Source organism: Nocardia niwae NBRC 108934 = DSM 45340, assembly GCF_001613465.1.
Taxonomy (GTDB): domain Bacteria; phylum Actinomycetota; class Actinomycetes; order Mycobacteriales; family Mycobacteriaceae; genus Nocardia; species Nocardia niwae.
The window spans coordinates 1-7,738 of the sequence record NZ_BDCK01000070.1 but is presented as its reverse complement, the minus strand read 5'-3'; the positions used below and the strand labels follow the sequence as shown (position 1 = coordinate 7,738).

9 protein-coding genes are annotated in these 7,738 nt (G+C 68.3%); 6 read left to right on the top strand and 3 right to left on the bottom strand.

Annotated elements, in window-relative coordinates:
* Positions 1-93 precede the first annotated feature (93 nt).
* Positions 94-351: a hypothetical protein gene (locus NNI01S_RS32800; RefSeq protein WP_063025421.1), complete on the bottom strand. Its 258-nt coding sequence runs from the start codon at positions 349-351 to the stop codon at positions 94-96.
* A gap of 450 nt (positions 352-801) precedes the next feature.
* Here NNI01S_RS32800 and NNI01S_RS32795 point away from each other — a divergent pair, with 450 nt between their 5' ends.
* A complete protein-coding gene (locus NNI01S_RS32795; protein ID WP_063025419.1) occupies positions 802-1,545 on the top strand; it encodes an IclR family transcriptional regulator in 744 nt (247 codons plus the stop codon).
* A 360-nt stretch (positions 1,546-1,905) separates the two neighbouring features.
* Positions 1,906-2,604 (top strand): DUF8020 domain-containing protein, encoded by a 699-nt coding sequence (locus tag NNI01S_RS32790; RefSeq protein WP_063025417.1) that lies wholly within the window; start codon positions 1,906-1,908, stop codon positions 2,602-2,604.
* Between the two features lie 92 nt (positions 2,605-2,696).
* Here NNI01S_RS32790 and NNI01S_RS32785 read toward each other — a convergent pair whose 3' ends face one another.
* Positions 2,697-3,428: an IclR family transcriptional regulator gene (locus NNI01S_RS32785; protein WP_063025425.1), complete on the bottom strand. Its 732-nt coding sequence runs from the start codon at positions 3,426-3,428 to the stop codon at positions 2,697-2,699.
* Between the two features lie 201 nt (positions 3,429-3,629).
* On the opposite strand from NNI01S_RS32785, the gene NNI01S_RS32780 reads away from it, so the two are divergent.
* From NNI01S_RS32780 to NNI01S_RS32765, 4 genes are all read left to right on the top strand, one after another.
* Positions 3,630-4,460 carry a 2-keto-4-pentenoate hydratase gene (locus tag NNI01S_RS32780; RefSeq protein WP_063025415.1) on the top strand — a complete coding sequence of 277 codons (831 nt, stop codon included), beginning with the start codon at positions 3,630-3,632 and terminating at the stop codon, positions 4,458-4,460.
* Positions 4,457-5,437, top strand: a complete 981-nt coding sequence (locus NNI01S_RS32775; protein ID WP_063025423.1) for an acetaldehyde dehydrogenase (acetylating) — start codon at positions 4,457-4,459, stop codon at positions 5,435-5,437. Before NNI01S_RS32780 ends, NNI01S_RS32775 begins: the two co-directional genes overlap by 4 nt.
* Positions 5,434-6,459 carry a 4-hydroxy-2-oxovalerate aldolase gene (gene dmpG, locus NNI01S_RS32770; protein ID WP_063025413.1) on the top strand — a complete coding sequence of 342 codons (1,026 nt, stop codon included), beginning with the start codon at positions 5,434-5,436 and terminating at the stop codon, positions 6,457-6,459. Before NNI01S_RS32775 ends, dmpG begins: the two co-directional genes overlap by 4 nt.
* An 87-nt stretch (positions 6,460-6,546) precedes the next feature.
* Complete coding sequence (locus tag NNI01S_RS32765) at positions 6,547-7,479, top strand: undecaprenyl-diphosphate phosphatase (protein ID WP_063025411.1); 933 nt, start codon at positions 6,547-6,549, stop codon at positions 7,477-7,479.
* A 56-nt stretch (positions 7,480-7,535) separates the two neighbouring features.
* On the opposite strand, the gene NNI01S_RS35555 is transcribed toward NNI01S_RS32765, so the two are convergent.
* Positions 7,536-7,738: hypothetical protein (locus NNI01S_RS35555; protein WP_169813058.1), on the bottom strand; the 203-nt coding region annotated here is incomplete at its 5' end.

Sequence of the window (7,738 nt, the reverse complement as noted above, 5' to 3'; positions counted from 1 at the left end):
GAGGGCGGGCGAACGGCCCGCCCCACACGACTTCGACACACGCCCTAGCGGCTCCTCGGCAACTGCGGCTCCGGCGCGCGTCGTGCAGCCGTGCTACAGGCCGGAGCCTTCCGGCGCGGGTGACCGGCGCAGCGCGAGCAGTCTGTCGACCATTTCGATCGCCGTCAGCGCCGACGGTGCGGCGGCGGAGACGCGGATCTGGGCGGCGAGCCCGGCGGGACAGCCCGGCCCCGGCTTGGCGGTGGTGGCGCATGCCGTACAGCCCTCGACGGCGTCGGCGAGGTGGGCTTCGACATTCCGCGCGTCGAGCGCGGCGATCAAATCGAGCCCCGTCAAGAAATTGATCGGCATGTCAATGGTTTCCTCCGGCTCAATGTCCGATCGGGCGGCAAGTCGCCCATGATTGTTGCGGCCTTTTCCGCACCGCGCAGCGCGACTCGCCCGGACGCCGGGTGTCCGAGGGCGGGCAGATATCCGGCGGGTGGCAATCCGGTGGGCGGCCGACGGCGTTGTCGGCCTGCCGACGTCATTGTCGGGTCGGATGTCCTGCGACGGCATTGTCGTACGGACGAGGAGCAGCACGTCTTTATATAGGCTCCGCATCAGTAATGTAACAGATGGATATACCTCATGGGAACCCGCCAGCGAACTCTGCTCCGCTTAGTTCCGCGCCTGCCTGTGCCCGGTTTCCAGCGCACGAACACCGGAGCGGGTAAATCATCAGCGTCGGTTAGGTAACGGTATGGTGTGCCCACTTGGTCCGAGGAGTGGACCGCCTGGGCTCGTTGGAGGCGCTCGACTATGCATTCGGTACTCGGGAAGGCGCGATTGCTGCTCGAAGCGTTCGACGCCGACTCGATGGCGTTGTCGCTCACCGAACTGTCCCGTCGTAGCGGAGTCGCCAAGGCGACGACCCATCGGCTGGCGAATGCACTGGTCGAGTGGGGTGTCCTCGAACGCGCCGGAACGAAGTATCGTCTCGGCCTGCGCTTGTTCGAGCTGGGGCAACTGGTGCCCACGCAGCGGGTTCTCCGGGACGCGGCCCTGCCGTACCTGCAGGAGCTTCATGCCGCGACCGGGGCCACGGTCCACTTCGCGATCCGCGACGGCCTGGATGTGCTCTATATCGAAAAGCTCTCCGGTCACGGCGCGGTCGAAATCCCGTCCCGGGTCGCGGGACGGCTGCCGCTGTACGCGACCGCGACGGGCAAGGCGATTCTGGCGTTCTCCGCAGGTGATGTGATCGCGCAGGTGGTCGACAACGGGCTGTCCACGTTCACGCGGCGCACGGTCGCGTCGGCGGCGCAGCTGCATCGCCAGCTCGCCACTGGCCGGCAGAACATGCTGGCCGTGGAGGCCGAGGAGATGTCGCTCGGTGTCGTGAGCGCGGCGGTCCCCGTCTTCGGCTCACAATCGGTACTGGTGGGGGCGGTGGGCATGTCCACGACCACCGCCCGGATGAACCTCGGCCGGATGTCGGTTCAGCTGCGGTCCGCAGGCCTCGGAATCAACCGGGCGCTGGGCTCGCTGGCGCGCTCGGCCTAGCGTCCATCGCTGCGGCTACGACAACGCGCAGCGGAGGTTCGCGGCTTCGGATGCCGCATGCCGACGGCGACCGCCCCGGCGCTCGAAAAGCGGGACGCCCAGCGCGGTGCCGGCGCGAATTGTCTCGAATTTCGGGACAAGAGCACTCTCGACGCGGTCGGGTCCGCTGAGCGGACCGGATGCGTTGACCGCGTAAACCCTGGTCGGGCACGGTGCCACTACTTCCCACGTAGAAGTGATCTGGGTCGCACCCGAGCCCCAGGACACATCACAGCGGGATCTGCTGGGCGTGATCCGCGTCCGGCGTGTGGCGCACTCGGCGCGCCCGAACCCACGAGGAAGCCGAGAGGAAAGAAAAAGATGAGGAAAATCGTTACGGCGGCCGCGGGTCTCGTCGCCGCGGTCGGGATCGCTTCCGGCTCGGCCGGTGCCCAGCCCGAAGCCGATGCCGCCGTCGGCTTCACGGCCCGTGCCACCGACACCCAGTCCATCGTCACGACCGATGCCGGTTCCATGGTCGTCGAGGACGGTGACTTCAAGGTCAAGGCCGCCAACGGCGCTGTGCTCACCGGCATGCCGCTGACCTTCCGGGTCGATGATTTCGAGTTCCCGATCGTGGCCGACATCGCAGATCGGACCGCGACGCTGACCCCGCAGTTCGACCTGGCGCACGCGGCCTACAAGCCGGTGGCCCTGCCGTTCGAGGACAAGGCGCCGTGGAAGAACGAGTACGACCGTGAGCAGGCCGCCTGGTCGCGGCTGACCAGCACGATCACCATGGGCGCTACCGTGGGCACCTTGGTCGGCGGCCTCGGCGGCGGCGCCATCGGCTGCGTGCTCGGCGGCATCGCCGGCGCGACGGTCGCCGCCGCCACGATCGTCGGCTTGTTCGGTGCGTTCATCCCGGCCGCGGCCATCGGCTGCCTCGGCGGCATCATCGCCGTCGGCGCGCTCGGCACCCTGGCCGGTCAGATCCTGGTCACCGCTCCGGTGGTACTCGGTGCGGCGATCCAGTACTTCACCACTGTCAACCAGCCGCCAGTGGCGCCGGCCAAGTAGGTAGTGGGAAGGATCCCAACGGCGTTCGTCGGGGGACACTCGACCCCGTCCGGCCTCGGTGCCGGGCGGGGTCTCGTTCCTGTGCGCCGCGCTCAGGCAGGAGGCGTGCTCAAGAACCGGGCCCGGCGAGTCAGGGTGAGCCCGATGCCCTCGGCGGCCGCGCGGACCGATGCCGCATGGGCATCGGGATGGAACCGGTGCGACGGGCCCGCCACGCTGATCGCGGCCACGACCTGGTCCGCCTCACGGACCGGGGCGGCTACGCATACGAGGCCGGGAGTCGATTCCTCTAATTCGTAGGCCACTCCGTCCGCGGCGATGCGATCGAGTTGTTTGCGCAACGTGCCCGGCAGGACCATCGTCCGCGGTGTGTAGCGCTGAAGCGGTCCTGCCAGGACTCGGTCGCGAAGTGCCGGATCGGCGTTGGCCAGCAGCACCTTGCCGATCGCCGTGCAGTGCACCGGCATGCGCCCCCCGATTCGGGACGGAGCGCTGGCCTGCCTGCGGCCGCCGATCTTGGTCAGGTACACGACCTCCGTACCGTCGAGAACGCCGAGATGCGTGGTTTCGTGCATCCGTGCGTTGAGCTCCTCCAGGAACGGAATGGCCACCTCGAGCAGACTCCGCTCGACCGAGGCGCGCATACCCAGCTCGAACAGATAGCCGCCGAGCCGATACCCGGCGTCGGTCCGGTCCAGCAGCCGCACCGTCACCATGTCGGCGAGGACGCGATGCAGGGTGCCCTTCGGAATGTGGGTCCGTCGCGCGAGTTCAGCGAGGCTCAAGGCGGTGTCGTCGATGGAGAACGCCTCGAGCACCGCCATGATCTTGCCGAGAACGGTCGTACCGTCGACCGCGCGGCCGGCGAACGCGGATGACACCGTAGACCTCCGATTCTTTCGGCCCCTGCTCACTCTATCGGGACCGCGTTCGGCTCAGCGGAACGGATTGCTGGCGGCTCGGTGACGGCGGCGGCGAGAGTGAGACCACTGTTTCACCCCTTCTCACCAGATCCGGGACTGCCGATGCCGACACCTCCAGACCTCGACCGACGCTCCGCGACCGCGGACTCCGCCACGCTGGCCGCCGGTCTTCTCAGCGCCGCCGCCCGCTCCGGCACCCCGTGCGCACCGGTACGAGACCTCATCGGCGCCGACGACGTAGCTGCCGCGTACGCGGTGCAGGAGTTGCTGACCGCCGAGCGCATCGCGGCGGGCGCCGAGGTCGTCGGACGCAAGATCGGCCTGACCTCCCCGGCGGTGCAGCGGCAGCTCGGCGTCGACCAACCCGATTTCGGAGTGTTGTTCGATGACATGCACTACCGGCAGGACACGCCCGTGCCGCTGAGCCGGTTGCTGCAACCGAAGGTCGAAGCCGAGATCGCGTTCGTGCTCGCCGAGGACCTGGTCGACGGTTCGCTCGACGCGGAGCAGGTGCGCGGAGCGGTCGGCTACGCCATGGCCGCGCTGGAGGTCGTCGACAGCCGCATCGCCGGCTGGGACATCACGTTCGGCGACACCGTCGCGGACAACGCCTCGAGCGGTCTTTTCGTTCTCGGCACCGACCGCCGCACCCTCGATTCCTTCGAGCCCGTGTCGGTACAGATGCGGATGGCGATCGACGATGCCGAGGTGTCGACCGGGACCGGCGCCGCCTGCCTCGGCGATCCGCTGCACGCGCTGGCCTGGCTGGCCCGCACCACCCGCGAGTTCGGCCGTCCCCTGCGGGCGGGACAGATCGTTCTCTCCGGAGCGCTCGGACCGATGGCCCCGATCGAGGGCCCCGCAACCGTCACCGCGGACATCACCGGACTCGGCTCGGTGACCGCGACCTTCATCCAGGAGTGGAACTCATGAACAACAGTCCCCCCGAACTCCGAGTCGCCGTGATCGGCTCGGGCAACATCGGCACCGACCTGATGATCAAAGTGATCCGGCACTCGCAGGTGCTGAAGATGGGCGCCATGGTCGGCATCGACCCCGGATCCGACGGTCTCGCGCGCGCCCGCAGGCTCGGCGTCCCGACCACGGCCGACGGCGTCGAGGGCCTGCTGAAGTTGCCGAACTTCGACGACATCGACTTGATCTTCGATGCGACATCCGCCAAAGCGCACGCCGCGCACGCCGCGGTGCTGGAACCGCTCGGCAAACGCCTGATCGACCTGACGCCCGCCGCGCTCGGCCCGTTCGTCGTACCGGCGGTGAACCTCGACGACCATCGTCACGCCCCCAACGTCAACATGGTCACCTGTGGTGGGCAGGCCACCATCCCGATCGTGGCCGCCATCTCCCGCGTCACACCGGTCGCCTACGCCGAGATCGTCGCGTCCATCGCCTCGAAGTCCGCCGGGCCGGGCACGCGCGCCAATATCGACGAATTCACCGAGACCACCGCGCACGCGATCGAAACGGTCGGCGGCGCCCAGCGTGGCAAAGCCATCATCATCCTCAATCCGGCCGACCCGCCGCTGATCATGCGCGATACGGTGCTGTGCCTGGTCACCGCCCCGGATCCCGCCGTGCAGGTGGCGATCCGGGAATCGGTCGAGCAGATGGTCTCGCAGGTGGCCGCGTACGTGCCGGGCTACCGCCTCAAGCAACAGGTGCAGATCACCCCGGTCCCGCAGGAACAACCGGTGCACACTCTGCTCGAGCCGGGCGCGGCCGCCGCGCCCACCCATCAGGTGACGGTCTTCCTCGAAGTCGAAGGAGCCGCCCACTACCTCCCGGCCTACGCGGGCAATCTCGACATCATGACCTCGGCGGCGGTGCGCTACGCCGAATCCATCGCCGACACGATCGCCGCACCGGCAGAGCAGGGAGCGCTCCGATGACCACCCGGCTGTTCATCCAAGACGTCACGCTCCGGGACGGCATGCACGCGGTGCGCCACCGCATCACTCCCGACGACGTCGGGCGGATCGTGGCCGCGCTGGACGCGGCGGGGGTCGACGGCATCGAGATCGCCCACGGCGACGGTCTGGCCGGAGGCAGCTTGAACTACGGCCCTGGGAGCAACACCGATTGGGAGTGGATCGAAGCCGCCGCCGCGAATCTCACCCACGCCCGGCTGACCTCCCTGCTGTTGCCGGGTATCGGCACCATCGAAGAACTGAAGCACGCCTACCGGCTCGGCGTCCGGTCGGTGCGCGTGGCCACCCACTGCACCGAAGCCGATGTGTCCGCCCAGCACATCGCCACGGCGCGGGAACTCGGCATGGACGTCTCCGGGTTCCTGATGATGTCGCACATGGCCGAGCCCGCTCGTCTGGCCGAGCAAGCGAAACTGATGGAATCCTATGGGGCGCAGTGCGTCTATGTCACCGACTCCGGTGGCCGGTTGACCATGAACGGTGTCCGTGACCGGGTCCGCGCCTACCGCGAGGTGCTCGATCCGAGCACCGAGATCGGCATCCACGCGCACGAGAACCTGTCGTTGTCGGTGGCCAATTCCGTTGTGGCGGTGGAGGAAGGCGTCACCCGGGTGGACGCCTCCCTCGCCGGGCACGGCGCGGGGGCGGGCAACTGCCCGATCGAACCGTTCGTCGCCGTCGCGGACTTGTCCGGCTGGAAGCACAACTGCGATCTGTTCGCCCTGCAAGACGCCGCCGACGACCTGGTGCGGCCACTGCAGGATCGCCCGGTGCGCGTGGACCGCGAAACCCTCACTCTCGGTTACGCCGGGGTCTACTCGTCGTTCCTGCGGCATGCCGAAACCGCTTCGCGGCGCTACGGGATCGACGTGCGCACGGTCCTGCTCGAGGTGGGACGCCGCGGTCTGGTCGGCGGGCAAGAGGACCTCATCGTCGACATCGCCCTCGATTTGCTCGCGGCATCAGGCGGCGCCGCGGACTGAACGCCTCGACCTCTCCGATGATGGGTCGTCGACACCGTTCGGAGGCCCTCCCGTGATCGCGTTGCGCGCGTGCGAAACTCGGGGGCGATGCTCACCTATTTTCAAGCGACTGTCATCGGTGCGGTGCAGGGTGTCACCGAACTGTTCCCGATCTCCAGCCTCGGGCACTCTGTGCTGGTCGCGGCATGGCTGGGCGGCGACTGGGAGAAGCTGACCGGCGAGGGCGAGTCCGGCACACCGTATCTGGCGTTCGTGGTGGCGCTGCATGTGGCGACCGCGGTGGCGCTGCTCGGCTACTACTGGCGCGACTGGTGCGCGATCGTCGCGGGTCTGTTCACCACGCTGCGCACCGGGCGGCTCGACACCATTCCGCAGCGGCTGGCGTGGCTGATCGTCATCGCCACCATTCCGGTCGGCGTCCTCGGCGTTCTCCTGGAGCATCCGTTGCACGCCTTGTTCGGGACGCCCGTCTATGCCGCTTTCTTCTTGGCGCTCAATGGTGTGGTCCTGATCATCGGCGAGGGGCTGCGTCGGCGAAACGAGCCGTCCCTGGCCGAATACGGTCGACGGTTCGCCCGGCAGGAGGCCCGGCGCGGCACGCTCACCGCCGAGACGGAGACCCGTCGCCAAGCCGATCGGCCGCTGGCCGCGCTCGGGGCACGGGATGCCGTCGGGATCGGCTTCGCCCAGGTCGGCGCGTTGCTGACCGGTTTCAGCCGCGCGGGCTTGACCATGGTCGGCGGCTTGTGGCGTGGTCTCGCGCACGAGCACGCGGCCAAGTTCGCCTTCCTGCTCGCCACCCCGGCGATTCTGGGCGCCGGTCTGCTCGAGATTCCCGAACTGGTGGGTCCGAAGACCGACGGCATCCGAGGGCCGGTACTGGTCGGCGCCCTCGTCTCCGGGGTGTCGTCGTGGCTGGCAGTACGATTCCTGGAGCGTTACTTCCAGACCCGCACACTGTTGCCGTTCGCGGTGTACTGCATCGCCGCGGGAACTGTCTCGCTCGTCCACTTCAGCTGAGGTCGCCTGGCGGAGGTCTACGGCCCGGCTCCGGCGAGCCGGGCCCGATCAACCGGTTACGCGCATTCGCCGGTCGGCATCTCGCTGTCGTCGTCCAGGACCACCGATGCGCCAACCATGCCCGCGGCGACCAGTTCGATCGACGCGGTGGACGATCCTGGTTGCTCGTGCTGCACTATTTCGGACTCGTAGGTGAGTTCGGCGTGGTCGCGCATTTGGGCGGCCGCGGCGGCGAGTTCGTCGTAACTCAGGGTCTGCT

Excerpts from the sequence above, each read along its gene's own strand:
- NNI01S_RS32780 (WP_063025415.1), top strand. The coding sequence starts at position 3,630 with ATGCCGACACCTCCAGACCTCGACCGACGCTCCGCGACCGCGGACTCC.
- NNI01S_RS32765 (WP_063025411.1), top strand. The coding sequence starts at position 6,547 with ATGCTCACCTATTTTCAAGCGACTGTCATCGGTGCGGTGCAGGGTGTC.
- NNI01S_RS32800 (WP_063025421.1), bottom strand. The coding sequence starts at position 351 with ATGCCGATCAATTTCTTGACGGGGCTCGATTTGATCGCCGCGCTCGAC.
- NNI01S_RS32795 (WP_063025419.1), top strand. The coding sequence starts at position 802 with ATGCATTCGGTACTCGGGAAGGCGCGATTGCTGCTCGAAGCGTTCGAC.
- dmpG (WP_063025413.1), top strand. The coding sequence starts at position 5,434 with ATGACCACCCGGCTGTTCATCCAAGACGTCACGCTCCGGGACGGCATG.
- NNI01S_RS32775 (WP_063025423.1), top strand. The coding sequence starts at position 4,457 with ATGAACAACAGTCCCCCCGAACTCCGAGTCGCCGTGATCGGCTCGGGC.
- NNI01S_RS32785 (WP_063025425.1), bottom strand. The coding sequence starts at position 3,428 with ATGGCGGTGCTCGAGGCGTTCTCCATCGACGACACCGCCTTGAGCCTC.
- NNI01S_RS32790 (WP_063025417.1), top strand. The coding sequence starts at position 1,906 with ATGAGGAAAATCGTTACGGCGGCCGCGGGTCTCGTCGCCGCGGTCGGG.